This is a genomic window from Bacillus sp. P4_E1, assembly GCF_056401715.1.
In genome coordinates this window covers 1-1,313 of the sequence record NZ_JBFUIV010000058.1, presented here as the reverse complement: position 1 = coordinate 1,313, position 1,313 = coordinate 1, and the positions used below count along the sequence as shown (strand labels likewise).

Annotated in this window: 1 pseudogene; it reads right to left on the bottom strand. The window is 56.3% G+C overall.

The window, feature by feature from the left end:
• A pseudogene (locus AC1DS7_RS28690) lies at positions 1-1,313 on the bottom strand (Gly-Xaa-Xaa repeat protein); the annotation flags it as partial.

Here is a 1,313-nt window from a genome sequence, read left to right as displayed (position 1 = left end):
GTCCAGTAGCACCCGTGTTACCTTGCGCACCTTGAGGTCCAGTAGCACCTGTGTTACCTTGAACGCCTTGAGGTCCAGTGGAACCAGTGGCACCTGTGTTACCTTGAGCGCCTTGAGGTCCAGTAGCACCTGTGTTACCTTGAACGCCTTGAGGTCCAGTGGCACCTGTGTTACCTTGAACGCCTTGAGGTCCAGTCGCACCTGTATTACCTTGAGCGCCTTGAGGTCCAGTCGCACCCGTGTTACCTTGCGCACCTTGAGGTCCGGTAGCACCCGTGTTACCTTGAATACCTTGAGGTCCAGTGGAACCAGTGGCACCTGTGTTACCTTGAGCGCCTTGAGGTCCGGTAGCACCCGTGTTACCTTGAGCGCCTTGAGGTCCAGTCGCACCCGTGTTACCTTGCGCACCTTGAGGTCCAGTGGCACCTGTGTTACCTTGAACGCCTTGAGGTCCAGTGGAACCAGTGGCACCTGTGTTACCTTGAGTGCCTTGAGGTCCAGTAGCACCTGTGTTACCTTGAACGCCTTGAGGTCCAGTGGAACCAGTGGCACCTGTGTTACCTTGAGTGCCTTGAGGTCCAGTAGCACCTGTGTTACCTTGAACGCCTTGAGGTCCAGTGGAACCAGTCGCACCAGTCGCACCTGTGTTACCTTGAACGCCTTGAGGTCCAGTGGAACCAGTGGCACCTGTGTTACCTTGAGTGCCTTGAGGTCCAGTAGCACCTGTGTTACCTTGAACGCCTTGAGGTCCAGTGGCACCTGTGTTACCTTGCGCACCTTGAGGTCCAGTGGAACCAGTAGCACCGGTAGCACCCGTGTTACCTTGAGCACCTTGAGGTCCAGTCGCACCAGTAGCACCGGTAGCACCCGTGTTACCTTGAATACCTTGAGGTCCAGTAGCACCTGTGTTACCTTGAACGCCTTGAGGTCCAGTCGCACCCGTGTTACCTTGCGCACCTTGAGGTCCAGTGGAACCGGTAGCACCTTGCGTACCTTGAGGTCCAGTAGTACCTGTATTACCTTGCGCGCCTTGAGGTCCAGTGGAACCAGTAGCACCCGTGTTACCTTGAACACCTTGAGGTCCGGTAGCGCCCGTGTTACCTTGAACACCTTGAGGTCCAGTGGAACCAGTAGCACCCGTGTTACCTTGAACACCTTGAGGTCCAGTAGCGCCCGTGTTACCTCTAGGACCAGTGGAACCAGTAGCGCCCGTGTTACCTCTAGGACCAGTGGAACCAGTAGCGCCCGTGTTACCTCTAGGACCAGTGGAACCAGTAGCGCCCGTGTTACCTCTAGGACCAGTGGAACCAGTA